General features: G+C 52.4%; 25 protein-coding genes and 1 tRNA gene. 12 read left to right on the plus strand and 14 right to left on the minus strand.

Annotated features, from left to right (window positions below):
• Window positions 1-10 precede the first annotated feature (10 nt).
• The 6 genes from ACTG3Z_RS08990 (at window position 11) to ACTG3Z_RS09015 (ending at window position 4669) form a co-directional block, all read left to right on the plus strand.
• Window positions 11-349: a P-II family nitrogen regulator gene (locus ACTG3Z_RS08990; RefSeq protein ID WP_375265828.1), complete on the plus strand. Its 339-nt coding sequence runs from the start codon at window positions 11-13 to the stop codon at window positions 347-349.
• Between the two features lie 46 nt (window positions 350-395).
• Window positions 396-1802, plus strand: coding sequence for a type I glutamate--ammonia ligase (gene glnA, locus ACTG3Z_RS08995; protein WP_375265827.1), 1407 nt, complete (start codon window positions 396-398; stop codon window positions 1800-1802).
• A gap of 176 nt (window positions 1803-1978) precedes the next feature.
• Complete coding sequence (locus ACTG3Z_RS09000) at window positions 1979-2320, plus strand: hypothetical protein (RefSeq protein WP_439142654.1); 342 nt, start codon at window positions 1979-1981, stop codon at window positions 2318-2320.
• 71 nt (window positions 2321-2391) lie between these two features.
• Window positions 2392-3201: a lytic murein transglycosylase gene (locus ACTG3Z_RS09005; protein ID WP_375265825.1), complete on the plus strand. Its 810-nt coding sequence runs from the start codon at window positions 2392-2394 to the stop codon at window positions 3199-3201.
• A 156-nt stretch (window positions 3202-3357) separates the two neighbouring features.
• Window positions 3358-4059: a hypothetical protein gene (locus tag ACTG3Z_RS09010; RefSeq protein ID WP_439142655.1), complete on the plus strand. Its 702-nt coding sequence runs from the start codon at window positions 3358-3360 to the stop codon at window positions 4057-4059.
• Window positions 4060-4222: 163 nt separating this feature from the next.
• Window positions 4223-4669 (plus strand): glyoxalase superfamily protein, encoded by a 447-nt coding sequence (locus ACTG3Z_RS09015; protein ID WP_375265823.1) that lies wholly within the window; start codon window positions 4223-4225, stop codon window positions 4667-4669.
• Window positions 4670-4726: 57 nt separating this feature from the next.
• Here the strand turns inward: ACTG3Z_RS09015 and ACTG3Z_RS09020 are convergent.
• The 12 genes from ACTG3Z_RS09020 to ACTG3Z_RS09075 form a co-directional block, all read right to left on the minus strand.
• Window positions 4727-4803 (minus strand) — tRNA-Arg (locus ACTG3Z_RS09020).
• Between the two features lie 157 nt (window positions 4804-4960).
• Window positions 4961-6181 carry a cysteine desulfurase gene (locus ACTG3Z_RS09025; protein WP_439142657.1) on the minus strand — a complete coding sequence of 407 codons (1221 nt, stop codon included), beginning with the start codon at window positions 6179-6181 and terminating at the stop codon, window positions 4961-4963.
• Window positions 6174-6761: a YIP1 family protein gene (locus tag ACTG3Z_RS09030; protein WP_439142658.1), complete on the minus strand. Its 588-nt coding sequence runs from the start codon at window positions 6759-6761 to the stop codon at window positions 6174-6176. The genes ACTG3Z_RS09025 and ACTG3Z_RS09030 overlap by 8 nt, the downstream gene beginning before the upstream one ends.
• Window positions 6761-7243, minus strand: a complete 483-nt coding sequence (locus ACTG3Z_RS09035) for a YIP1 family protein (protein ID WP_439142659.1) — start codon at window positions 7241-7243, stop codon at window positions 6761-6763. Before ACTG3Z_RS09035 ends, ACTG3Z_RS09030 begins: the two co-directional genes overlap by 1 nt.
• The gene (sufD, locus tag ACTG3Z_RS09040) at window positions 7243-8523 is read right to left on the minus strand and encodes a Fe-S cluster assembly protein SufD (RefSeq protein WP_439142660.1); all 1281 of its coding nucleotides are present in this window, start codon (window positions 8521-8523) and stop codon (window positions 7243-7245) included. The genes ACTG3Z_RS09035 and sufD overlap by 1 nt, the downstream gene beginning before the upstream one ends.
• Window positions 8524-9279 (minus strand): Fe-S cluster assembly ATPase SufC, encoded by a 756-nt coding sequence (gene sufC, locus ACTG3Z_RS09045; RefSeq protein WP_375265818.1) that lies wholly within the window; start codon window positions 9277-9279, stop codon window positions 8524-8526. It abuts the gene before it with no gap.
• A gap of 32 nt (window positions 9280-9311) precedes the next feature.
• Complete coding sequence (locus tag ACTG3Z_RS09050) at window positions 9312-9902, minus strand: hypothetical protein (protein WP_439142661.1); 591 nt, start codon at window positions 9900-9902, stop codon at window positions 9312-9314.
• An 11-nt stretch (window positions 9903-9913) separates the two neighbouring features.
• The gene (locus ACTG3Z_RS09055) at window positions 9914-10228 is read right to left on the minus strand and encodes a heavy metal-binding domain-containing protein (protein WP_375265815.1); all 315 of its coding nucleotides are present in this window, start codon (window positions 10226-10228) and stop codon (window positions 9914-9916) included.
• Window positions 10225-10401 carry a hypothetical protein gene (locus tag ACTG3Z_RS09060; protein ID WP_375265814.1) on the minus strand — a complete coding sequence of 59 codons (177 nt, stop codon included), beginning with the start codon at window positions 10399-10401 and terminating at the stop codon, window positions 10225-10227. Before ACTG3Z_RS09060 ends, ACTG3Z_RS09055 begins: the two co-directional genes overlap by 4 nt.
• Window positions 10402-10411: 10 nt before the next feature.
• On the minus strand, window positions 10412-11947 hold the full coding sequence (sufB, locus tag ACTG3Z_RS09065; RefSeq protein ID WP_439142663.1) for a Fe-S cluster assembly protein SufB: 1536 nt from the start codon (window positions 11945-11947) through the stop codon (window positions 10412-10414).
• 24 nt (window positions 11948-11971) lie between these two features.
• Window positions 11972-13015 (minus strand): cysteine desulfurase family protein, encoded by a 1044-nt coding sequence (locus ACTG3Z_RS09070; protein ID WP_439142664.1) that lies wholly within the window; start codon window positions 13013-13015, stop codon window positions 11972-11974.
• Entirely contained in the window at window positions 13015-13473 is a 459-nt protein-coding gene (locus tag ACTG3Z_RS09075) for an Rrf2 family transcriptional regulator (protein WP_375265811.1), read from the minus strand. The genes ACTG3Z_RS09070 and ACTG3Z_RS09075 overlap by 1 nt, the downstream gene beginning before the upstream one ends.
• 192 nt (window positions 13474-13665) lie before the next feature.
• Here ACTG3Z_RS09075 and ACTG3Z_RS09080 point away from each other — a divergent pair, with 192 nt between their 5' ends.
• From ACTG3Z_RS09080 to ACTG3Z_RS09090, 3 genes are read left to right on the plus strand one after another with little or no spacing between them, the layout of a single operon-like run.
• Window positions 13666-14319, plus strand: a complete 654-nt coding sequence (locus ACTG3Z_RS09080) for an alpha/beta hydrolase (protein WP_439142665.1) — start codon at window positions 13666-13668, stop codon at window positions 14317-14319.
• Window positions 14320-14328: 9 nt separating this feature from the next.
• Complete coding sequence (locus tag ACTG3Z_RS09085) at window positions 14329-14565, plus strand: hypothetical protein (RefSeq protein WP_439142666.1); 237 nt, start codon at window positions 14329-14331, stop codon at window positions 14563-14565.
• The gene (locus tag ACTG3Z_RS09090) at window positions 14562-15137 is read left to right on the plus strand and encodes an HD domain-containing protein (protein ID WP_439142668.1); all 576 of its coding nucleotides are present in this window, start codon (window positions 14562-14564) and stop codon (window positions 15135-15137) included. Before ACTG3Z_RS09085 ends, ACTG3Z_RS09090 begins: the two co-directional genes overlap by 4 nt.
• Before the next feature lie 57 nt (window positions 15138-15194).
• Here ACTG3Z_RS09090 and mfd read toward each other — a convergent pair whose 3' ends face one another.
• Together mfd and ACTG3Z_RS09100 are read right to left on the minus strand one after the other, a co-directional pair.
• Window positions 15195-18647: a transcription-repair coupling factor gene (gene mfd / locus ACTG3Z_RS09095; protein WP_439142669.1), complete on the minus strand. Its 3453-nt coding sequence runs from the start codon at window positions 18645-18647 to the stop codon at window positions 15195-15197.
• Between the two features lie 30 nt (window positions 18648-18677).
• Entirely contained in the window at window positions 18678-19205 is a 528-nt protein-coding gene (locus ACTG3Z_RS09100; protein ID WP_439142670.1) for a component of SufBCD complex, read from the minus strand.
• A 131-nt stretch (window positions 19206-19336) separates the two neighbouring features.
• Between ACTG3Z_RS09100 and hemB the strand changes: the two genes are divergently transcribed.
• The 3 genes from hemB (at window position 19337) to gyrA (ending at window position 23906) form a co-directional block, all read left to right on the plus strand.
• Window positions 19337-20338 (plus strand): porphobilinogen synthase, encoded by a 1002-nt coding sequence (gene hemB / locus ACTG3Z_RS09105; RefSeq protein ID WP_439142671.1) that lies wholly within the window; start codon window positions 19337-19339, stop codon window positions 20336-20338.
• 123 nt (window positions 20339-20461) lie between these two features.
• Window positions 20462-21037, plus strand: coding sequence for a YSC84-related protein (locus ACTG3Z_RS09110; protein ID WP_439142673.1), 576 nt, complete (start codon window positions 20462-20464; stop codon window positions 21035-21037).
• A 106-nt stretch (window positions 21038-21143) separates the two neighbouring features.
• Window positions 21144-23906, plus strand: coding sequence for a DNA gyrase subunit A (gene gyrA / locus ACTG3Z_RS09115; RefSeq protein ID WP_439142674.1), 2763 nt, complete (start codon window positions 21144-21146; stop codon window positions 23904-23906).
• The last annotated feature ends 7 nt before the right edge of the window (window positions 23907-23913 follow it).

Consider the following 23913-nt stretch of genomic DNA (forward strand, 5'->3'; position numbering starts at 1 on the left):
GGGATTAGATATGAAGAAAATCGAAGCAATCATCAAACCATTCAAGCTCGATGAAGTGAAAGAAGCGCTTCAAGACGTGGGTGTGCAAGGTTTGAGCGTAATCGAAGTGAAGGGTTTTGGCCGTCAAAAAGGTCATACAGAACTCTATCGCGGCGCAGAATATGTCGTGGACTTCCTTCCCAAGGTGAAGATCGACGTTGTGCTCGACGACGATCAAGTTGACGCAGCAATCGATGCAATCGTGAACGCTGCAAAGACAGATAAGATCGGTGACGGCAAGATTTTTGTCAGCTCGGTTGAACAAGCCATTCGCATCCGTACCGGTGAATCCGGTTCAGACGCGCTCTGAACTCCCTATTCCAACTCTATCTCTTAACTAAAAAGGACGAAGGCCCATGAGTATTGAAGCCGTTCTAAAACAAATCAAAGATGAAGACGTTGCTTACGTTGACATTCGCTTCACCGACACGCGCGGTAAAGTGCAACACGTCACGGTTGATTGCGATCTTGTTGACGAAGATTTTCTCGAAGAAGGTTTCATGTTTGATGGCTCCTCCATCGAGGGTTGGAAATCTATCGAAAACTCCGACATGAAATTGATGCCAGACACGACGTCCACATACTTGGACCCGTTCTACGCTGAGAAAACGCTTTGCATTCACTGTTCCATCGTTGAGCCAGACACAGGCGAAGCATATGAGCGTGACCCACGCGGCACAGCGCAAAAAGCTGAAGCATATCTCAAAGCATCAGGCATCGGTGATGTTGCATACATGGGCCCAGAGGCGGAATTCTTCCTCTTTGACGACGTGCGCTACTCAAACACGATGAACAAAGTGTCCTTCGAGGTCGACGCAACTGACGCGGCTTGGAACACAGATACAGAGTACGAAATGGGCAACATGGGTCACCGCCCTGGTGTCAAAGGCGGTTACTTCCCAGTTAACCCAATCGACGAAGCGCAAGACCTGCGCGGCGAAATGCTCTCCACGATGAAGCGTCTCGGCATGAAGGTCGACAAGCATCACCACGAAGTTGCATCCTGCCAGCACGAACTTGGTTTGATCTTTGACAGCCTCACAAAGCAGGCCGATGAGCTTCAGAAGTACAAGTATGTGATCCACAATGTGGCGCACGCTTACGGCAAGTCCGCAACATTCATGCCAAAGCCAATTTACGGCGACAACGGCACAGGTATGCACGTGAACATGTCCATCTGGAAAGATGGCAAGCCATTGTTCGCAGGCGACAAATACGCGGATCTGTCACAGGAAGCGCTGTATTTCATCGGCGGCATCCTGAAGCACGCGAAAGCCCTGAACGCCTTCACAAACCCGTCCACAAACAGCTACAAGCGTTTGATCCCGGGCTTTGAAGCACCAGTTCTTCGTGCGTATTCCGCACGCAACCGCTCCGGCTGTGTGCGTATCCCATGGACAGAAAGCCCGAAAGCAAAGCGCGTCGAGGCACGTTTCCCAGATCCATCTGCCAACCCATACCTGTGCTTCGCAGCACTGTTGATGGCGGGCCTTGACGGCATCAAGAACAAGATTGATCCCGGCGAAGCGATGGACAAAAACCTCTATGACCTTCCTGCGGAAGAGCTCGCGGATATCCCAACAGTTTGTGGTTCCTTGCGCGAAGCGCTTGAAGAGCTTCAGGCAAACGGCGATTTCCTTCTTGAAGGCGACGTCTTCACCAAAGATCAGATCGAAGGCTATGTCGCTCTGAAAATGGAAGAAGTCGAAATGTACGAGCACACGCCGCACCCAGTTGAGTATGGCATGTACTACTCCTGCTAATTCGCAGTAAATTTCTACAAAAGAGCGCTCTTCGGGGCGCTCTTTTTCGTTAATGATTTAGACAAAACTGCCTTAATCGCTCCATTTTGGGCGCACAAATTCCATTTTGGAAACAAAACTCGCCCTAATTGTTTGGCTAACCTTAGGTCATCAGCAGTTCTTTTAAGAGGTAAATTATGACGTATGCACCAAACATGAATTCTATTTCGCCCAGAGGCGGAGCCTATGCCGTTGATCAAAAAGAGATTGAACGGGTGCTTCGCAATCTTATGGCGCGACAAAGCGGTGGTATTGATGAAAAATCAGCGGGCCGCCTTCCTGATGCCGTTCAGCGCACTTCATTTGAAGGGTGGCAACGCGGTCAGCTTGAATTTGCACGCCGTGTCGCAGAGATCAGCATGAAGCATGCCGCACGTACCAAAGCCAAGTTTAGTTGGAAGCACCACTCAATCGGTCTTCTGCGTCGCCTCGCACTTGTTGTGATGGTCGCAACAATTTTGGTGGCACAATATATTTGAACGTTTTTTATTGCTCCCAAATCATGCAACGGTAACATAGCACCCAAATAAGCGTGGTTTGGGAGAGTATTATGAAACGGTTTTTGGCCGCAGTCGTATTATCATTGGCGGCACAAAGTTCTAGCGCAGCTGAATGCATTACGAACAAAGCGAATTTTAACAACTACAAGCAAACCCTCGCTGGGCTGGCGCAGTCACAGGGTATAGGGCAACGCGGTTTGAACGCGTTAGGCGCAGCAAGATTGTCTGGCATAACATGGCGATTTGAATCCAATCCACGAAATCAAACTGGAACACTACAAAGCGATCCCGCCCGTTTTCTGTCTAAACGCTCAGGTGGCTCTGCCGATGCCTTTATCAGTCGCACACGTAACAAGATCGCCAGCAATAAAAATACGTTTGCAGCTTTAGAGAAACGATTTGGCGTGCCATCCAGTCTTTTGGCCACGATTTGGGGTCTAGAGACAAGTTGGGGTGGTTATCTTGGCAAAACACCAATCGTTGACGGCGCGGTCACCTTGTCTTCGTATTGCCGACGTCACCCAAAGTTCCAGTCACATTCAATCGCCGCTTTGAAGATGATCGATGCTGGCATGGTGCCCGCTCAGAAAGGTGGTGGGCCCTCTGGAGAGCTTGGCCATATGCAGTTTTTGGCAGGCAACTGGCTTCGCTTTCGCGTGGACGGCAATGGCGATGGACGCACAGATCCCTATAATGCTGTAGATGCTTTGGCCACGGCAGCAAATATGCTGCGCCAAAACGGCTGGCGCGCGGGCCAGCCTTTTGGTGAAGGCACCGCAAACTACAATGCACTCAAAAGCTGGAACGACAGCGGTAATTATTTGCGTGCCATTGTATATGCAGCACAACGCGCAGGATAAGCTGAAGACGTGTGATATTGAGGGAGGATGCGATCGCGGTCGCGCCCTCCAAATACAACCCAAAGCGTTTATATTTATCAAATTGCACCCCAAGACATAATCCCGCCATCTTCGTTAATCATATGCTTTACCAGGCAATTAACTGGTGAGGGACAGATGGCATTTAAATCTTGCACAACTATTGCAGCAATTGTTTTGAAAGACACAACAGAACTTACGCTGGACAAACTCGCAGATGAGATTTTGCAAAGCAAAATCGCCAAACATGCAGGATCTCGTTCGTTAACTTGGGACTGCGATGATCTTGTTTTTCTGGATTTTGATGGCTTACGCATCGGGCTCTCTGAAATTCATGAAACGGCAGATACACCAAATACAATCTGTATCGCAGTAGGTCCTGTGAACTCCGACAGGCTCCCCAGACATCTCGATTCCGGCCATGTAGCGCATGAGCTTGTCAAAAAAATCACCCGTGTTCTGAATGCGCGGGCTGTCCTTTGGCAAGAGTATGAACGCCCATTAAACAACGCAGTTATTGATGATTTCCACTTCGAGCTAGACAAAATGTTAGGGTATCTAAATCTACAGATGCACGGCACACAAACGCCAAAGCACCAAGAGCAATCGATACCAACGAAAAACCGCGCGGAGTTGTTAAAAGATGATCTGGCTTTGGAAAAACTGCGCAACACCCTTCGTAAGCGTGGATTGGTTGGAGATCCGGTAAGTCTGCCATTGCACGTTTCGCTCTATATCTTTGCGGTGACGTTCTTTTTCATGATCCCTGCCCTTGGCTCAACTTTGTTGTCCTACATTTGGTTGCGCGGCGGGGTAGACAAACCAACACAGTCTACTTAAGTGAGCTTTCAAGGAGCGCTGCCTCCTGCCGTTCGCGAGGTTGACCTTTTGGTAAATGCAGCACATCGAACTATACCGCCCTTTTGACTTCTGGTCACAAGCAGGTGGCAATGCGAACACCCCCGACGCAGCCGTGACCCATAGATCAAATGGGAAAAGAACGATGAAACAAGCAGAAATTGGCGCAGCTGTGCCAAACGTTGACGCTCTTAAAGCGCAGGCAAAACGACTTCGCGCTGCGATGAACGAAAAACAAACCCCGATCACCCAAAGCATGGCGCTTGAAGCCATCGCGCGACAATGGGGCTTTCGTGATTGGAATACGCTTAGCGCAAAAGCCAAATCAAACTTGCCACGCGCATGGTTTGTTGGACAGCGGGTCACGGGACGTTACCTTGGTCACGCGTTTGACGGCCATCTCAAAGCTGTGCGCAGTGCGAGCGGCGGGTATTGGTACGTAACGGTCATTTTTGACCAGCCTGTTGATGTCGTCACATCCGATGCGTTCAGCTCATATCGCAAACAGGTGAATGTGGTGCTGAATGAGGATGCGGTGACACAAGCCAAAACATCCGACGGCGTTCCACATATGGAACTACGCGCTGCGTAAATATAGGCTGAGCATAGCTGAAAAGTTGTGCTCAGTTTACTTGCATTTTCAAAGAGTTGGCGCACCCAGCAGGATTCGAACCTGCGGCCTCTGCCTTCGGAGGGCAGCGCTCTATCCAGCTGAGCTATGGGTGCGTACACCGCGCGTGTATAGCTTTGCTGCACCAGTCCCGCAATGCCTAAAACCTTGCCCGTATTGCACTAAAGTCCTAAAGGACCTTATCATCTCTAGCGCAGTTTAAAGTAACATAAGCGCTGCAATGGCCGGCTCATTCATCATCGCTAACGAGCCTTAACCAAACAGATCATGGGCAAGCTCTAGCGCGTCGACCAATGTGTCAACTTCCGCACGCGTATTATACATCGCAAAAGATGCGCGGCATGTTGCGGACTCGTCCAAAAACTCCATCAAAGGTCCGGTGCAATGCTGGCCTGCACGCACGGCGACACCCTTTTTATCAAGGATCGTCGAGATGTCATGCGCATGCGCAGCACCGTCCATGGTAAAGCTGAAAATTGCGCCCTTATTCGCAGCATTGCCCTGAACAGAAAGCCAGTTAAGCCCATGTAGCCGTTTGCTTGCATAGTCGCGCAGATCGTTTTCATGGGTGGCAATCGCCTCCATTCCGACGTTCATCATATACTCAAGCGCGACGCCAAGGCCGATCATCTGAACAATGCCGGGTGTTCCCGCCTCAAACATCATTGGCGGATCATTGTAGCTTACTGCGTCCTTGGTGACCTCACGGATCATATCGCCCCCCCCGATAAAGGGACGCATCTCAGCCATGCGCTCGCGCTTCATAAAGATCGCACCAGACCCTGATGGCCCATAAAGCTTGTGCCCGGTGATGGCATAAAAATCGCAACCAATATCGTCGACATTTACAGGCATATGAACAGCAGACTGCGACCCATCAACCAAGACGGCAATACCGCGTTCATGCGCAGCCTGCGTGATCGTTTTCACGTCGACAACAGTGCCAAGTACGTTGGACATATGGGTCACGGCAACCAGCTTTGTTCGCGGTCCCATAGCGTCAATGACAGCCTGTGGATCCAAAGCTCCGCTTGCATCAACATCCACCCATTTTATCACCACGCCCTGACGCTCACGCAAGAAATGCCACGGCACAATGTTTGCATGATGCTCCATCACGGAGAGGATGATTTCATCGCCTGCATGTAGGTTTGGCATCGCCCAGCCATAGGCAACCGTATTGATCCCTTCGGTCGTGCCCGAGTTGAAAACGATCTGTTCCGCGTCAGCGACGTTAAGAAATTTGGCAATGGTGCCACGCACAGCTTCATATTTGTCCGTGGCAAGGTTGCTCAAAAAATGAAGTCCTCGATGTACGTTCGCGTATTCCTCGCTGTAGGCGCGCGAAATCGCATCGATCACCACCTGCGGTTTTTGCGCAGATGCGCCATTGTCCAGATACACCAACGGCTTGCCGTTTACTTCACGCGACAAGATTGGAAAATCAGCGCGGATCGCGTCAACATCAAACATACGGTGTCAGTCCCATATTCTGCACACCAAGCATCGACAGCAAAATCGCGAGTCCAAGCATTATTCCAAGCCCAGACAAAACAAGTGCGCCAAAACTGGTGAACAGATTGTTAAATTCATGTGCAACATCAATGAAGTGCAACAGCAGATACATGCCATATAGCGTGGCACCCAGAACGAGCAAACCCGCAATGCCAGGCACGATGATCATCAAGACAAATGCGGCTAGCTGCACCGCAAAGCGCAGGAACTGAAGCCAAATGAGCAGCACCATGACGCTCTCAACATTTGCTTTGCCACCGATGAAACGCCCTGCATATGTCAGCGAATAGATGCTCAGAATAAGGCCCGCGCCGATAAACCCCGCAAAAATGATTGGCGATGTAAACATGACCGGCAGCGGCCCCTGTGGCGGCGTTAAAACCAATGACAGCTGATAGACGATTGTATTCAATACAACCGCCAATGCTAAAGCGCTCCAAAGGATACTGCGCTCTGGACGCATCGACAAAATTTCTGCGGCAGCTTCACGTGGTTGGGAAATCGTGCGCATCGCTAAAGGAAGTAAAACGTTCAGCATCAATTGCCTCTTTCTGCTTCGATCAGACCGGACAGCCAAAACCACATAAAAACTGCGAACCACAAAAAGCCAACGATTTGTAGGCCCGGTCCAGGCCCGACAAAGCCCTCGATCAAGCCATTCAACAACAACAACGGGCTGGCCGCCAGAAACGACCAAAATAGTGCGATACGTGCCCCGTACCAATCGCCCTGCCCGCGCACGAGTTTTGCGATCAGATGGCTAAGGGCTGCAAGCGCGTAAAACACCAATGGTGCAATGAACAGCCACGCCATGAGCGTGCCGCCCAGAAGCATGTTCAGCTCAACACCCTCCAAATGCGCTTGGCGCGCCAAGGCAGGCCAGCGAGCAACAAAAGCGATCGTACAGCCGACCATCAAGATCATGATCGCACGATCCTCGCGTTGACCCGCGCCCAAGATCCGCGCAAACGCCCTGCGCGGCCCCTTATAGGTCGCAACAATGTCTGTTGTTGCAGGCATCAGCTACGACGTCTTGCCAGCCAAGCGGCCAATCGCTCGTTAATTTCATCTGCAAGCGCTTCGTTCTCGATCTCTTCTACCGCCTCAGCGAGGAAAGACAGCGTCAACATATCTGTCGCTTCACCATGCGGCACTCCGCGCGAGCGCAGATAAAACAGAGCATCTTCATCAATCGCACCGGATGTGGAGCCGTGCGAACACGCCACATCATCGGCGTAAATCTCAAGCTCAGGCTTCGCGAGAAACTGACTGTCCTCATCGAGCAAAAGAGATTGGCTAATCTGGTAACCATCGGTCTTTTGAGCACCCGCTTTCACGAGGATTTTGCCCTGAAACACGCCAGTCGCCCCATTGCGCAGCACTTTCTTGAACACCTGACGACTTTCGCAATTTACAGCGTCATGGGTGATGAACACCGTATCATCGTGATGAAAATCACCGTCCCCAAGCGCTGCCCCAGCAACCGTCGCATGCGCATCATCACCCGTAAGTTCTATCACGCACTCATTGCGGGTCATCACGCCATTTGCGGTCAGTGTGAAACTTTTGAAGGTCGATTCAGTGCCTAAACGCGCAAAGATATGTGTTGCAGCACGTCGATCATGATCGCGGCCTTGCGTGCGCACATGGTGGAACTTCGCGCCATCTGCGATCTCCACCTCCATGCACTTATTGAAACGTGCGGCCGCTGGACCGTTTTCTAAGACAGTCACCTCTGCACCCGCATCAAGTTTAATCACATGGTGCAACACCGCGTCAGAAGTATCTGATTTATGGTGATAAGTTAGCTGAATTGGCTTGCTTGGCGTACCAGTCACATGCAGTAGAACCCCATCCGTCGCGAACGCCGTATTCAGTGCTGCTAAAGGACGCTCAACAGGCGTTTGCCCATTGGCCTCCAGCGCGCCATACAGCCCTTGCGCCCAATGGATATCTGTATCCGATGTCGCAAGACGCTCGATTGAGATGCCCTCAAGCTCAAGATCATCCGAAGCTGTCGCATCAAACACACCATCAACAAAAACAATCTGAAGAGCGTCAATCGCGTCAAATACCGGCACTTCATCCGTAACCAAAACAGATGCCTGCGTCGCGCCAACTTGCGTCAACGTGTCAGGGCGCGTGTACTTCCAGTATTCATCACGACGGCTTGGCAAGCCCATGCTGCGCAGACGCGCCAAAGCCTCATTGCGCGCGGCACCACTCCACCCGCCCTGCGGCATGTCATGGGTTGCAATCCGCTCTTCGGTTGCGTCGAGTTTCGCTTGCAAAGCAGACATTTAAGCCACCTCTGCCAAGATGTCGGCATAGCCGTTTTGTTCAACTTCCAGCGCAAGCTCTGGTCCGCCTGTTTTTACAATACGGCCATTGGCCATAATGTGCACAACATCGGGTTTGATGTGATCAAGCAAACGCTGGTAGTGCGTGATGACCAAGAAGCCACGCCCCTCAGAACGCAGCGCATTAACACCCTCAGCAACCAGTTTCATCGCATCAACATCAAGGCCTGAGTCCGTCTCATCCAAGATGCACATCTTTGGCTCTAGCATCGCCATCTGCAAGATTTCGTTACGCTTTTTCTCACCACCAGAGAAACCAACGTTCACAGGTCGCTTCAGCATATCTGCGTCAATCTTCAGTGATTTCGCACGCTCGCGAACCACTTTCAGGAACTCAGTCGCGCTCATCTCATCTTCACCGCGCGCTTTGCGCTGAGAATTCACCGCTGTGCGCAGGAACGTCATGTTGCCGACGCCGGGGATTTCCACAGGATATTGGAACGCAAGGAACAAGCCCAATGCGGCACGCTCTTCAGGATCGATATCGAGAAGATCTTCACCCAGCAAATCGGCACTGCCTTCAGTCACTTCATAGCCGTCTTTGCCCGACAAAACGTAGGACAAAGTGGACTTACCTGAACCGTTAGGTCCCATGATCGCGTGTACCTTGCCAGCCTCAACCGTCAGATCGACACCTTTGAGGATTTGCTTGTCTTCTTCCTCAAGAGAGACGTGCAGGTTTTTGATATTCAACATTTAATTCATCCTCAGAGTTCTAATTAATGGCCCTAATAAGGGTCTTGCATAAGTGTAATGATCTCCAACAGATGCTCTGTCGGGATCGGTGTTGGGGTCAGCTCAAATTCAGCCATGCGACCAATGAGCTTTGGCGTACCGACGATCTTTTCAACCGCGTGATAACTTGGTCGCCGTTCATAGTCGTCCACAAGGACGCGTGTTGTCCGGGAGCAGTTGAATGCTGTCGCAAGCACACACCCCGCGCGAAACCGTCCATCCACAAGCACGACATCTGGGTGAACAAGGTCCTCTAAGGACCATATTTGTAAGGGATATTTCGAGTACTCTTTCCACTGACTTTCATCAGTTGGACGACCCCATTCTTTAGTTTTACCAATGTTTGCCCAAATTACGTCAGGCTGGCTCGCGACCTCGTTTTGCGCGAACCATTTGGCGATCATATCGACCCAGACCTTGTCAGTTTCGACAGATGTGATGGTTTTTCCTTCCATCTCCGCTGCCAACACGGTGGAGCCGCCAACACCATATTCCAAAATAACATCCGCCTGCGTGTAGGCTTCGCGCACATGCGCAGCTTCAGCATCAGGCATCGTCAACTCTGGACGTGAAATTATGGGCACGGCAACATTCATCAGTCTGTGATCACCGCTGTGCCGGACGCCGAGACCATCAACATGGAATTGCCCACTACTTCGTAGTCAAGATCAACCCCGACAACGGCGGTCGCACCCAAAGCAGCAGCACGCTCTTCCAGCTCTCTCATAGCTGTATCGCGCGCGTCTTGCAGCTTGCTTTCATACGCACCCGAGCGGCCACCGACGATATCGGTGATGGAAGCAAACACATCACGCACGACATTCGCGCCCATAATCGCCTCGCCCACAACGATGCCCTTGTAGGACAAGATTTTGTGGCCTTCGATGTTATTAGTTGTGGTAATAATCATGAACGCTCTTTCATCACATAGCCCGCTATCAGTGATCCCAAAAAGCCCGATACGAAAGCAATCAAAACGCCCGGGACGAGCGTGACCAACATCCCCAACGCCGTCACAACGACAGCGAATACCGCACAAAAACAACCGGTGATCACCGCGGATAGGAATATCTGCTTCGTCATCAGGACCGCCTTAACCTACTGAACCTTCCAACGAAATCGCAACAAGCTGTTGCGCTTCCATCGCAAACTCCATCGGCAGCGCTTGCAGAACTTCTTTGCAGAACCCGTTTACGACCAGAGCCACCGCATCTTCTTCGCCGATCCCACGCTGGCGGCAGTAAAAGAGCTGTTCGTCGTCCACTTTAGACGTCGTCGCCTCATGCTCCACCCGTGCAGAATTGTTCTTGACCTCAATGTAGGGCACCGTGTGCGCGCCACATTGATCGCCGATCAGAAGACTGTCGCACTGCGTAAAGTTACGTGCATTTTTCGCTTTGGGGTGCATAGAAACCAAACCACGATAGGTGTTTTGCGCTTTACCCGCTGAAATACCTTTAGAAACAATGCGCGACTTGGTGTTTTTACCAAGGTGAATCATCTTCGTTCCAGTATCGGCCTGCTGCATGTTGTTGGCGATGGCGATGGAATAAAACTCACCCTGGCTGTCATCGCCGCGCAAAATGCAAGACGGGTATTTCCAGGTGACGGCAGAGCCAGTTTCAACCTGCGTCCACATCACTTTGGCCCGATCACCGCGGCAATCCGCGCGTTTGGTCACAAAGTTGTAGATGCCACCTTTGCCGTCCTCGTCGCCGGGATACCAGTTTTGAACGGTGGAGTATTTCACTTCCGCATCTTCTTCGATGATGATTTCTACCACCGCTGCGTGCAACTGGGACTCATCACGCATAGGGGCTGTGCAGCCCTCCAAGTAGCTGACATAGCTGCCTTTATCGGCGATGATCAATGTACGCTCAAACTGACCTGTATTCTCTGCATTGATACGGAAATACGTGGACAGCTCCATCGGGCAACGTACGCCCGGTGGGATGTACACAAAAGATCCGTCAGAAAAGACAGCAGAATTCAGCGTCGCGTAATAGTTGTCGGACACCGGAACAACCGTCCCAAGATACTTCTTAACCAGTTCTGGGTGATCCTTGATCGCCTCAGAGATAGAACAGAAAATAACGCCAGCTTTCTTCAATTCATCCTGAAACGTTGTCCCTACAGAAACGGAGTCGAAAACAGCGTCTACCGCAACTTTGCGTGGCGCGTCGGCATCGATATCTTCCGCGCCCTCAACACCAGCAAGGATCAACTGTTCCTTCAAAGGAATGCCAAGCTTTTCATATGTTGCGAGCAGTTTCGGGTCGACCTCGTCCAAGGACTTCGGTTTGACCGCCATGCTCTTTGGACGCGCGTAATAGTATTGATCCTGAAAATCGATCTCCGGATAATCAACCATCGCCCAATCCGGCTCCACCTTAGTGAGCCAACGGCGATAAGCTTCAAGGCGCCACTCTAGCATCCACTCTGGCTCATCGTTTTTAGATGAAATCAAACGCACGATGTCTTCATTCAGACCCTTGGGCGCGTATTCCATTTCGATGTCAGTGGACCAACCATACTTGTATGCCCCACCTACCTCGCGCACAGCATCCACAGTTTCCTGATCGACGCCGTCTTTGACGCCAGAGTCCGTCGCTGTATCCAGTGCTACCATGTCGCTCTCCATCTCATCTTTTACTCACGCGACCCGCGCGCGAAATTTCTCGTGTTGTGCAAGCCATGCATCCGCAAAGCTAAGCACCTCTTGTTCTGTTGTGTTGGGCCCCAAAGAGACCCTGATCGCGCAAGCTGCGTCGCTTTCACTGTATCCCATCGACATCAAAACACCGCTCGCCTTAACCTTGCCGCTCGAACAAGCGGATCCTGCAGAGATCGAAAACCCAGCGAGATCCATCTGCATCACTTGAGTTTCGCCTTTCCATCCAGGCGTCAGAAGGCATGAGGTGTTCGGCAGGCGCTTGACGTCATTCCCGACAGAAATAGTGTGTTTAGCGCGATCTGCAATAGCGCTTTCTAGAATGTTTCTAAGTTTCTCAACTTTATCCCAAACACCACTGTCCAGATCTCGTTGTGCGGCTTCTGCTGCCGCACCAAACCCTGCAATTCCGATGATATTTTCTGTACCCGAGCGGCGCCCCATTTCCTGACCGCCGCCTTTGATCTGAGCCACCACATCAAGCCCGCGTTTAATGACCAAAGCACCTATGCCCTTGGGCCCGCCAAGCTTGTGCGCCGAAACAAGCGACATATCAGCGCCTGACCAATTAAACGCCAGCGGTATTTTCCCGAACGCCTGCGTCATGTCTGATACGGCCAAACCATCGGGTAAACGCTGCAGAATGCCGGTTTCAGAGTTGGCAAGTTGCAAAGCAGTTTGCTTGGGATCATCCAGCGCGACAGCGCCTAGGCTGTCCACCGCGAGGTCACCCGTTGTCCAACCAAGCAATGCATCATGTTCAATGCGCGCACTTGCCAAATTTCGATCGGCACAAGCAAGTGCCGCTGCTTCTGTCGCACTCGACGTGAAAATGACATCCGCGCCGTCCGCTCCCAACGCCGCAGACACCTGCGCACGCGCTTTTTCTATGATCGACTTGGCCGCACGGCCCTCCGCGTGTACGGATGAAGGATTTCCGAAATGATCCATCGCCGACATCATTGCAAGGCGCGCTTCATCGCGCAAAGGCGTCGTCGCGTTGTGATCAAGATAAACGCGCGCCATCACTCATCCACAATGTCAAAAAGGTTTGGAACCGCGGGACAAGGCGCAAGCCCATTGCTTACCACATCAGACAATCGCGTTTGATGCAGATACACGTAAACATGTGCGCTCAGCCCCTCCCACAAACGATTGGTCATTGATTGCGCGCGCGATCCGGACGACGCACCTGATGCGCCAGCCCCTTTGTGCATTGCATCAACGGTTTCATCGACGGCTGCAAGTATATCAAGCACACGAATCTCTGATGTCGGCTTGGCTAAACGATACCCGCCGCCTGGCCCACGCACAGACACGACCAGCTTGGCGCGCCTCAATTTTACAAACAGCTGTTCTAAATAGGGTAACGACACATCTTGACGCTTTGAAATATCACCCAAAGTCACCAAAGCATCGCTCGATTGCAGCGCAATATCCGTCAGCGCGACCATCGCGTAGCGCCCTTTTGTCGATAACTTCATGAGCGCCCCCGCTTGTGATGCTAAAACCGATGTCTCTTTGCAGCCAAAGACACTGATTTGATTGACCTTCGCGCATGCATTGCATAGATGCGTGTCGATGGCCGAGCCTTGCTCAGCTTAGAATGGTTCTAAAGTGCTCTGACTTATTCGTCAAGAATGGCCACGACGCTTTGCGCAGAGGAGTTTACGCATATGCCCGAGGTTATTTTCCCAGGTCCAGAAGGCCGCTTAGAGGGTCGTTATCATCCGCAAAAGGAAAAGGACGCACCGATCGCAATCGTGCTGCATCCGCATCCGCAATTTGGCGGCACGATGAACAACAAGGTTGTCTACAACCTACATTACGCCTTTTATAATATGGGTTTCACGGTTTTGCGGTTTAACTTCCGCGGTGTCGGTCGCTCGCAAGGCGAATACGATCAGGGCATTGGTGAACTTAGCGATGCCGCCTCCGCGCTCGATTACCTGCAATCCATGAATAACAACTCCAAGCATTGCTGGGTCGCCGGCTTCTCATTTGGCGCTTGGATCGGTATGCAGCTCTTGATGCGTCGCCCTGAGATCACTGGTTTCATCTCGGTAAGCCCACCTGCGAATATGTATGACTTCTCGTTCTTGGCCCCTTGCCCTGCTTCCGGCCTCATCATCAACGGCACTGCAGACCGTGTGGCACCGCCTGCAGATACTGTCGGCTTGGTAAATAAATTGCACGAGCAAAAGGGCATCACAATCACCCACCAAGAGCTGGAAGGCTCAGGTCACTTCTTTGAAGAGCCGCATATGGACACGATGATCGGCAACGTTCAGACCTATGTGAAACGTCGTTTGACCGAAACAACCCGCTAAGGTGCACCCATGAGCGCGATCATTGATAAAATGGCCGACGATCTGGCACGCGACGCGATTGAGGCGGCAGAGGCGATTGGCGATGAAGAGCTGGTCAACAACATCGGTAAGATGCTCGCCTCTTCCTCAACGACCGCCGAAGAAGCGTTTATGACAGCGGCTCGCGTGCGTATCGCTTTGAACCGCGCGCGCAAGTTTCTTGATGAGCGGATCGACAAAGCCGCCTCTGATTTGGACAATTCATGAGCACGCGTATCGATGCGCAAATGGCGTTTCTGAACGAGGCGGACAAGCTCAAAAACGTGATCCGCGCGACGACCCTGTGTGATGGCTCGCGCCACGAAAATTCTGGCGAACACAGCTGGCACATTGCGTTGTACGCTTTGGTTCTGGCCGAACACGCGCCAGACGGCGTTGATATCAACCGCGTGATCAAGATGCTGTTGCTACATGACCTGGTTGAAATTGATGCCGGTGATGCGCCGATCTTTGGCAATCATGATGTTGCTGCCATGGAAGCCGATGAAGCCAAAGCCGCTGATCGTATCTTCGGCCTTTTGCCTAAAGATCAAAACACAGAACTCCGCACCATCTGGGAAGAATTTGAAGCCGCGCAAACCCCGGATGCGATCTTTGCAAAATCCCTTGATCGCTTTCAGCCGCCCAACCAAAACCTGATGTCAAACGGCGGGTCTTGGACAGATTATGGCGTGAGCTACGAGACGATTGAATCCCGTGTCGGCTCCAAAATAGAACGCGGCGCGCCAACGCTTTGGGCATGGCTTGCCCCAAAGATCAAAGCGTGGTTTGCGCGCTAGTCCCTTCCTCTCTCTAAAAATATCCCCGCCGGAGGCCCGAATTTTTTAGAAAATTCGCTATCCCGCTCGACGCTTAATCGCACCCGCATGTTCAGCAAGATCACGTGCAATCGCGAAAGCCCCTTTGATCTTGTCCACATCCGTCTTCCACTCGCGCAGCACGACAATTTTGTTGTCACGCACCTTCGCTTGCCCTTTTTGGCTTTGGATAAAGGAAACAAGCCCTTCAGGGGAGGCAAACTTATCGTTGTGAAACAACACGGTCGCGCCTTTTGGTCCACCATCGAGCTTTGCAATACCCGCTTTCTTGCACATCGCTTTGATACGCACGACCAGCATCAACGTGTTCACCTCTTTGGGCAGCTTGCCGAAACGGTCAATCAACTCAGCGGCAAACCCTTCCAACTCCACTTTCGTCGTCAAAGAAGACAAGCGGCGATACAGCCCCAAACGAACGTCCAGATCAGGCACATAGTCTTCGGGGATCAAGACAGGCACGCCCAGATTGATCTGCGGTGCCCATTGATCGTCATTCACCGAAAGCCCATCCATTTCGCCCGACCGGATCTTGGCAATCGCATCCTGCAGCATGGATTGATAAAGCTCATACCCCACATCGCGCATTTGTCCTGATTGCTCTTCACCCAACAGATTACCCGCTCCGCGAATGTCGAGGTCCTGAGAGGCGAGCGTAAACCCTGCCCCAAGCGTGTCCAGTGACCCGAGAACACGCAATCGTTTTTCTGCGGTCGTCGTCAGTTTCGTGCGTGGTTTCGTTGTCAGATACGCATAAGCACGCGTTTTAGAACGACCAACCCGTCCGCGAATTTGATAGAGCTGCGCGAGGCCAAACATATCCGCACGGTGCACAATCATTGTATTGGCCGTGGGGATGTCTAAACCGCTTTCCACAATCGTTGTCGCAAGCAGAATATCGTATTTTCCGTCGTAAAACGCGTTCATTCTGTCATCAAGTTCACCAGCCGCCATCTGGCCATGCGCCACCATATAACTCAACTCAGGCAATTGTTCTTTAAGGAACGCTTCGATTTCTGGCAGGTCCGAAATACGCGGAACCACATAAAACGATTGTCCACCGCGGTAGTGTTCGCGCAAAAGGGCTTCACGCAAGGTCACCGCATCAAACTCACTGACGTAGGTACGAATGGCGAGGCGATCCACTGGGGGTGTACCAATAATCGAGAGATCGCGCACACCAGAGAGTGAAAGTTGCAACGTCCGCGGGATCGGCGTTGCCGTCAAAGTCAGTACATGAATGTCTGTGCGCAGCGCTTTCAAGCGTTCTTTATGGCCGACACCAAAGTGTTGCTCTTCATCGATAATCAGCAAGCCAAGATTATTAAACTTGGTGTTTTTCGCCAACAAAGCATGGGTCCCGACGACAATATCAACGATGCCAGCCGCCATGTTCTTGCGGGTTTCTTCCGCACTCTTTGCAGTAACGAAGCGCGACAATGGGCGCACTTCGATCGGGAACCCGCGAAACCGTTCTGCAAAGCTCTTGTAGTGTTGACGCGCAAGCAACGTCGTCGGCGCAATGATGGCCACCTGCACACCTGACATGGCCGCAATGAACGCCGCGCGCATTGCGACTTCGGTTTTACCAAAACCAACATCACCACAGACAAGGCGATCCATAGGTTGCCCTGACCCCATGTCAGCTAAAACATCGCCAATGGCTGCAAGCTGATCATCCGTCTCTTGATACGGAAAACGCGCAGAAAATGCGTCCCACATGCCGGGTGGCGGCTCCATAATAGGTGCGCGGCGCAAGGCGCGTTCTGCTGCGACACGAATGAGCTTATCAGCCATTTCGCGGATACGCTCTTTGAGCTTGGCTTTTTTGCTTTGCCAAGCGCCGCCGCCGAGACGATCCAAAAGACCTTCTTCATGACCGTATTTGCTAAGCAGTTCGACGTTCTCAACCGGCAGATAAAGGCGGGCATTGTCTGCATAATCGAGCAAAATGCATTCATGTGCCGCACCTGCTGCAGTAATCACTTCAAGCCCTTGGTAGCGCCCAATCCCGTGATCAACGTGAACAACCAAATCACCCGGGTTCAGGCTTTGGGTTTCGGTCAGAAAATTCTCTGCCTTGCGGCGTTTCTTTGCCGTTCGGATAAGACGGTCACCCAGTACGTCTTGCTCTGAGATAACCGTCATTTCGGGTGTTTCAAACCCATGTTCCAAAGCCCAAACCGCAAGGTACAGGCCGCGCTTGCCGATGCCTTTGCCGTCGCGCAGAGCAATTGTTTCGGCCAGACCTTCATCCTCGATCAAGCCTGCCAGACGTTCGCGCGCGCCCTCGGAATAGGACGCGATGACAACAGGCCCCTGCTCCATCTTAGCCTTAACATGCTGCGCTAAGACACCGAAAAGGCTAATGCTTTCCTGTTGACGTTCAGGTGCAAAGTTGCGACCGATCCGCCCCATTGCGTCCGTTGTGCCAAGTCCGACAGCTTGCGGCAGCGCGGCCAGTTGCAACACACGGCGGTCCGCCATCGTCGCGTCCCACGCCGCTTCATCCAGATACAGCAATTCCGCAGGAGCCGGTTTGTAGACAGAGTCCATCCGGTTTTTGGCACCCATCGCAATCTTGCGGGTTTCATACTGATCTGCGACGCTTTCCCAACGTGCAATGCGCGCAGCTGTGAGCGCATCATCACAGGTGATTGTCGCCTTTGGCAGATAATCAAATAAGGTCTCAAGGCGCTCATGAAAGAACGGCAACCAATGCTCAACACCTTGATGTTTACGCCCTGCACTAACCGCTTCGTATAAGGGATCATCAGTACCCGCTGCGCCAAACTCGATACGATAGTTTTGACGAAAACGCGTGATTGCTTCGTCATCAAGGATCACCTCAGAGACAGGAGCAAGCTCGATCACCTCAAGTTTTTCTGTTGTACGTTGTGTTGCCGGGTCAAACCGGCGCGCGCCGTCCAAGATATCACCGAATAGATCAAGCCGGATCGGCCCTTGCTCGCCTGGCGGAAAGATATCGATAATCCCGCCGCGCACAGCATAATCGCCCGGCTCCATCACTGTGGGGCTTTGAACGAAGCCCATACGCACCAAGAAATTGCGTAGCGCTTTTTCATCAACCCGCCCACCGACAGTTGCGGAAAACGCCGCTTCTTTCAGAACAGATCTTGCCGGAATGCGTTGTGTTGCAGCGCCGAGTGTCGTGAGCAGAATAAACTTGTCCGGCATCCCATGAACAAGCCCAGCAAGCGTCGCCATACGCGCCGCAGAAATATCAGCATTCGGGGATACGCGATCATAGGGCAGACAATCCCAACCGGGAAACACCACAACCGGCATATCAGGCGCGAAGAAACGCAGCGCATCTTGTACCGCCACCATTCGTTTGTCGTCGCGTGCTATGTGGCAGACAGGCGCGCCAGCACTTTCAAGCTCACGTAAAATGAGTTGGGCGTCATAGCCTTCGGGGGCACCTGAAACGGTGATATGGGAAGCGTTGCTCATAAGGCGAAGATGGTCCTTAAGGCGCGCGCGTCAAACGCCAAACGGGCCTAGCGAAAGATTAGTGTACATGCCCCACATTGCAGTGACGAAAATCGACACCATACCAATGACTTGAACAAAAACGCGGTGTCTGAACAAGCGCGTATAAAGCGCTTCCCCAGTGGCAGCTGTGTCATGGATAAGCCGCGCGGTATTAAGGGTAAGTAAACCCACAAAGGTCATGGGCAACATTAGCAAGAACAGAGCTTGTGCGAATTCAACCCAGTAGAAAAACCCGAGCAGGCCAAGACCCGTCAACACAAAACAGGTTATTCCCGCCAGCCACAGCCCTGACATCCGGCCGATGTACAAAAGACGGGTCACATTGATGCGCACCAGATCTTCCATATCCGCAACGGCGGAACCACCATCGCGGCGCGCGCGTAATACCAGATCATAGGGCACGCCAAGTACATAGTGCGACGCAGAAGACCACATCACAGCCAGCGCGATCCAGAACCAAAGGTTCGAGAACGAGCGCATATCAATGAGTTCAAAAAGGGCGTCTGTCAGTTCCAAAGCGACTCTTCTATCCAAAACGAGAGCAGTGATGCACCCTATAGCGGGCCTTTTATGCAATTCCCAGCCTTGTTCTGAAGCCATACACATGTCAGATTTGTCGCAACACAAAGTTTCAAAGTAGGACACGTATGACACCGACAGTCGCACCCTTCCCCGCCGCCCGTTTTCGACGCGCACGCCGCACCGCTTCCTTGCGCGCGCTCACTCAAGAAAACGCGCTGACACCGGGTGATCTGATCTGGCCAATTTTCGTGCGTGACGGCAAAGGTATTGAAGAGCCTGTCAGCTCCATGCCCGGTGTGATGCGTCGTTCCGTGGACAAGATTGCAGAGGCCGCAAAACAAGCGCAAAGCCTTGGTATTCCAGCGATTTGCCTGTTTCCCTACACCGATGACAGTCTTAAAACCGAAGACTGCGCGGAAGCTTGGAACCCCAACAATCTAAGCAATCAGGCAACCCGAGCAATCAAAGATGCCGCTCCTGATATCGCGGTCATGACTGACGTAGCGCTCGATCCGTATAATATAAACGGTCATGACGGGTTTGTTGAGGACGATGTCATCGTGAATGACCGCACGGTCGAAGCCTTGGTCAAAATGACCCTCGCGCAAGCCGAAGCAGGTGCAGATATCATCGGACCATCAGATATGATGGACGGGCGGATCGGCGCTATGCGTTCCGCTTTGGAGGCGGAGGGCCACAGTGATGTGATGATCCTGAGTTATGCTGCAAAATACGCCTCTGCCTATTATGGTCCTTTCCGTGACGCAGTTGGCGCGTCTGGCGCTTTGAAAGGTGATAAGAAAACCTACCAAATGAACCCGGCTAATTCTGACGAGGCAATGCGTCTGATCCAACGTGACCTTCAAGAAGGCGCGGATATGGTCATGGTCAAGCCCGGTATGCCCTACCTCGACATTTGTCGCCGCGTCAAAGACGGCTTTGGTGTACCGACCTATGCCTACCAAGTCAGCGGCGAGTACGCGATGATTGAAGCCGCTGCCCAGAACGACTGGATCGACGGAGAGCGCGTGATGATGGAAAGCCTCATGTGCTTCAAACGCGCAGGGTGTGACGGCATTTTAAGTTATTTTGCACCGCGCGTGGCAGAAATTCTGGCAAATGGGTAACAATCTACGCTGATCTCCGCCGGTCTGCTTTAGAAAGCCATGACTTTCACAACTCTTTGGGGTATCCACGCACCAACGCCCGCCGTCAGAGCTGGGTAGATGTGGCAAAAAGCAGGTATCTCCATGACGACTTTCTCCCGTCGCGCATTTGCGCTTTCTGGTTTAGCTGGTAGCGTTGTTGCGCTGGTTGCGTGTGACCGCATTAATGGCAATACTGCCCCCGACAGGCTTGATGCACGCGTTGACGCGACGCTGGCAGAAATGTTCGCGCAATACGGTAAAACAAGGTCGCTTGCCGCACGCTCTGCGGGCATGCTGGTTATGCCGTTGATCACCGAAGCCGGACTTGGCTTGGGCGGTGGCTTTGGGCGCGGCGCATTGCGCGTTGGCGGCGTGTCCGTTGAGTATTACAACACAACCAAAGCCAACTGGGGCGTTCAAATCGGCGCGAACCAGTATGCGCATGTGTTGTTTTTTATGACTGAGGACGCATTGACCAATTTCCGTGCCAGCGACGGCTGGGAACTTGGCGCTGACGTTGAAGCCGCCATCTATGATGACGGGCAAACCTTCAGCACCTCAACCACGACCAACTCTGCCCCGGTCATCAGCATAATTTTCGGCCAAGCGGGTCTGAAACTCGGTGTGACGATCGAGGGTACGAAATACTCAAAAATGGCTCCGGCTGAACGCTTTTAACGACGCGTCCCATTGCACCCCAGATCATGTTTCTGCTACAAACGAGCTAACTATATATAGCGGCTCGGACAAAACGAGTGTGCGGTGACAGGACTGGAAATTTCACGTGAACGACACACCAGAAACCCCTGAAAACGAAGACGAAAATCAAAACCCTGTTTCTGTTTACTCAGGGCCTTCGATTTCCATTACCTCGGAGATGAAAACCTCCTACCTCGATTACGCGATGTCAGTGATCGTCTCGCGAGCGATTCCCGACCTGCGTGATGGCCTGAAACCTGTCCACCGCCGCATCCTGTATGCGATGCACGAAGCGGGCAACACGCATGAAAAGAGCTACCGCAAGTCTGCCCGTGCCGTCGGTGATGTTATGGGTAAGTACCACCCGCATGGTGACAGCGCGATCTACGATGCACTTGTGCGAATGGCGCAGGATTTCTCCATGTCGCTGCCGCTGCTTGATGGTCAGGGTAACTTTGGTTCCATGGACGGCGATAATGCCGCTGCGATGCGTTATACCGAAGTGCGTATGGATAAGCCCTCTGCTTTCCTTTTGTCCGATATCGACAAGGAAACCGTCGATTTTCAGGATAACTACGATGGAAAAGACCGCGAGCCGACAGTCCTGCCCGCGCGTTATCCAAACATGCTGGTCAACGGCGCTGGTGGTATCGCGGTTGGTATGGCCACGAACATTCCGCCACATAACCTTGGCGAAGTCGTCACAGCGACCCTTGCGCTCATCGATAACCCTGATCTGACCACAGAAGAGTTGATCGAATATGTGCCGGGCCCAGACTTTCCGACTGGCGGCATTATGTTGGGCCGCAGTGGCGCGCGGAAGGCCTATTTGGAAGGTCGTGGATCCGTTGTTATTCGCGCAGCAACGCGCGTCGAAGAAATTCGTAAAGATCGCTACGCTATTGTTGTCGACGAAATCCCCTATCAGGTGAATAAATCCTCAATGATCGAAAAAATCGCGGAGCAAGTCCGTGAGAAGAAGATCGAGGGCGTCGCACACGTTCAAGACGAAAGCGACCGTAATGGCGTGCGCGTTGTGATCGAACTAAAGCGCGACGCAACGCCAGAAGTTGTGCTGAACCAACTGTTCCGCTTCACACCGATGCAAACCTACTTTGGCTGCAACATGCTTGCGCTGAACGGTGGGCGCCCTGAAACGCTGACGCTGCGCCGGTTCCTCACAAGCTTCATCGACTTTCGCGAGGACGTTGTTGCGCGTCGTACTGCATATGAACTGCGCAAAGCGCGGGAGCGGTCTCATATCCTATGTGGTCTTGCTGTTGCGGTCACCAACGTTGACGAAGTCGTTGCGACAATCCGTGCATCTGCAGATGCAGCCGAGGCGCGCCAAAAGTTGATGACCCGTCGTTGGCCCGCTATGGAAATCGCCGAATACATCAATTTGATCGACGATCCGACCCATACAATGAACGATGACGGGACCTATAATCTGTCTGAAACTCAGGCCCGCGCGATCCTTGAATTGCGTCTTCAGCGCCTTACTCAGATCGGTGTAAAAGAGGTCACCGACGAACTTAAAGAACTCGCTGCAAAGATCAGAGAATACTTGGAAATTCTTGGTTCGCGCGAACGCATCATGGGCATCATTCGAGATGAATTAACAGACGTCCGTGAGAAGTTTGCAGTTGATCGTCGTACAGAGATTGTCGACTGGTCTGGCGACATGGAAGACGAAGATCTGATCGAGCGCGAAGACATGGTCGTGACCATCACATCCGGTGGTTATATTAAACGCACACCTTTGATCGACTTCCGTGCGCAGCGTCGTGGTGGCAAAGGTGTTGCAGGTATGCAGACCAAAGATGAGGACGTGATCACCACGCTCTTTGTTGCCAATACGCACACGCAGCTCTTGTTCTTCACGACAGACGGCATGAGCTACAAGCTTAAAACCTGGCGCTTGCCGCTGGGGGGCCGGACATCAAAGGGCAAAGCGATTGTAAACATCCTGCCCATCCCGACGGGCGTCTCGATTGCGGCTATCATGCCGGTGGATCGCGACGAAAAAGAATGGGATGACTTACAAGTGGTCTTCGCGACCTCCGCAGGAACCGTGCGCCGCAACAAGTTGTCTGATTTCACCAACGTTATGCGTAACGGCAAGATCGCGATGAAATTCGAGGGTGAACACGAAAACACCACGCTTATTGATGTGCGCATCGCCAGCAACGACGACGATGTGATGCTGGTCACAGACTCGGGTCGCGCCATTCGCTTCCGTGCGACTGACGTGCGTGTCTTTAATTCGCGCGCTTCCACAGGTGTGCGCGGCATCAAACTACAGGGCGATGATACTGTCGTGTCCATGTCCGTTATTCGTCACTTTGAAGCGACGTCTGATGAGCGTGCCGCCTACCTCAAGATGCGCCGCGCGATGGCAGGCCTTGCGGATGATGCAGAGCTACCCGATGAGGAAGAAGGCGATGCAAACAGCCAAATCTCGCAGGAACGCTACGCAGAGATGTCGGCGATCGAGAACTTGATCCTCACCATTACCTCAGGTGGCGCAGGCAAGCTGTCCTCGTCGCATGATTATCCCCTTCGTGGACGCGGTGGTATGGGCGTTACCGCTATGGACAAAGCGATGCGCGGTGGTGAAGTTGTGGCCTCCTTTCCAGTTGAGCTGGATGATCAGATCATGCTTGCTACATCCAAGGGCCAATCGATCCGCGTCCCTGTTGAGGGGATTTCGTTCAGATCACGCTCTGCGGGGGGTGTGAAAGTGTTCAACACGGGCAAGAACGAAAGCGTTGTATCAGTTGCGTGGATCGCCGATCAAGGTGAAGATGAGCTTGCAGAAGACGCCGGTGAAACCACAGAAGAATAAAGGGACC

It is taken from the genome of Planktotalea sp., assembly GCF_965659345.1.
Classification (GTDB): Bacteria; Pseudomonadota; Alphaproteobacteria; order Rhodobacterales; family Rhodobacteraceae; genus Planktotalea.

Coding starts and splice junctions, on each gene's coding strand:
- ACTG3Z_RS08990 (WP_375265828.1), top strand. CDS start 11: ATGAAGAAAATCGAAGCAATCATCAAACCATTCAAGCTCGATGAAGTG.
- glnA (WP_375265827.1), top strand. CDS start 396: ATGAGTATTGAAGCCGTTCTAAAACAAATCAAAGATGAAGACGTTGCT.
- ACTG3Z_RS09000 (WP_439142654.1), top strand. CDS start 1,979: ATGACGTATGCACCAAACATGAATTCTATTTCGCCCAGAGGCGGAGCC.
- ACTG3Z_RS09005 (WP_375265825.1), top strand. CDS start 2,392: ATGAAACGGTTTTTGGCCGCAGTCGTATTATCATTGGCGGCACAAAGT.
- ACTG3Z_RS09010 (WP_439142655.1), top strand. CDS start 3,358: ATGGCATTTAAATCTTGCACAACTATTGCAGCAATTGTTTTGAAAGAC.
- ACTG3Z_RS09015 (WP_375265823.1), top strand. CDS start 4,223: ATGAAACAAGCAGAAATTGGCGCAGCTGTGCCAAACGTTGACGCTCTT.
- ACTG3Z_RS09025 (WP_439142657.1), bottom strand. CDS start 6,181: ATGTTTGATGTTGACGCGATCCGCGCTGATTTTCCAATCTTGTCGCGT.
- ACTG3Z_RS09030 (WP_439142658.1), bottom strand. CDS start 6,761: ATGCTGAACGTTTTACTTCCTTTAGCGATGCGCACGATTTCCCAACCA.
- ACTG3Z_RS09035 (WP_439142659.1), bottom strand. CDS start 7,243: ATGCCTGCAACAACAGACATTGTTGCGACCTATAAGGGGCCGCGCAGG.
- sufD (WP_439142660.1), bottom strand. CDS start 8,523: ATGTCTGCTTTGCAAGCGAAACTCGACGCAACCGAAGAGCGGATTGCA.
- sufC (WP_375265818.1), bottom strand. CDS start 9,279: ATGTTGAATATCAAAAACCTGCACGTCTCTCTTGAGGAAGAAGACAAG.
- ACTG3Z_RS09055 (WP_375265815.1), bottom strand. CDS start 10,228: ATGATTATTACCACAACTAATAACATCGAAGGCCACAAAATCTTGTCC.
- ACTG3Z_RS09060 (WP_375265814.1), bottom strand. CDS start 10,401: ATGACGAAGCAGATATTCCTATCCGCGGTGATCACCGGTTGTTTTTGT.
- sufB (WP_439142663.1), bottom strand. CDS start 11,947: ATGGTAGCACTGGATACAGCGACGGACTCTGGCGTCAAAGACGGCGTC.
- ACTG3Z_RS09070 (WP_439142664.1), bottom strand. CDS start 13,015: ATGGCGCGCGTTTATCTTGATCACAACGCGACGACGCCTTTGCGCGAT.
- ACTG3Z_RS09075 (WP_375265811.1), bottom strand. CDS start 13,473: ATGAAGTTATCGACAAAAGGGCGCTACGCGATGGTCGCGCTGACGGAT.
- ACTG3Z_RS09080 (WP_439142665.1), top strand. CDS start 13,666: ATGCCCGAGGTTATTTTCCCAGGTCCAGAAGGCCGCTTAGAGGGTCGT.
- ACTG3Z_RS09085 (WP_439142666.1), top strand. CDS start 14,329: ATGAGCGCGATCATTGATAAAATGGCCGACGATCTGGCACGCGACGCG.
- ACTG3Z_RS09090 (WP_439142668.1), top strand. CDS start 14,562: ATGAGCACGCGTATCGATGCGCAAATGGCGTTTCTGAACGAGGCGGAC.
- mfd (WP_439142669.1), bottom strand. CDS start 18,647: ATGAGCAACGCTTCCCATATCACCGTTTCAGGTGCCCCCGAAGGCTAT.
- hemB (WP_439142671.1), top strand. CDS start 19,337: ATGACACCGACAGTCGCACCCTTCCCCGCCGCCCGTTTTCGACGCGCA.
- ACTG3Z_RS09110 (WP_439142673.1), top strand. CDS start 20,462: ATGACGACTTTCTCCCGTCGCGCATTTGCGCTTTCTGGTTTAGCTGGT.